The sequence below is a fragment of the Erythrobacter sp. HI0063 genome (assembly GCF_001635685.1).
In the GTDB taxonomy this organism is placed as follows: domain Bacteria; phylum Pseudomonadota; class Alphaproteobacteria; order Sphingomonadales; family Sphingomonadaceae; genus Qipengyuania.
The window spans coordinates 1-275 of the sequence record NZ_LWFF01000299.1 but is presented as its reverse complement, the minus strand read 5'-3'; the positions used below and the strand labels follow the sequence as shown (position 1 = coordinate 275).

At 63.3% G+C, this 275-nt stretch carries 1 protein-coding gene; it reads right to left on the bottom strand.

Annotation, left to right across the window (positions count from 1 at the left end; translation table 11 throughout):
• Nucleotides 1–275 (bottom strand): hypothetical protein (locus A3736_RS17645; protein WP_197465583.1); only part of this gene is annotated, 275 nt, incomplete at both ends.

Genomic DNA, 275 nt, shown 5'->3' with positions numbered 1-275 from the left:
TGCGGTATTCCGTACCGATGGCGAAAGCGACCGGTTCGGCAGTGCCGAGGGCGAAATCTCCGAGCGTGCCGGAGATGGCGGCGTTGACGACCTGCTGGGTCGAGATATCGCCGTTCTGTGCCAGGATCGAAATCTGGTCGACGGCTGCGGGCGTAAGGGTGCCCGGGCCGAAGATGTTGATCGCCGGATCCGTACCGTCGAGGCCACGCTGGAAAGCCGAGCGCGAGATATTGCCCTGCTGGACGTTGGCGTTCCGCGTACGCGAGAACATGTAG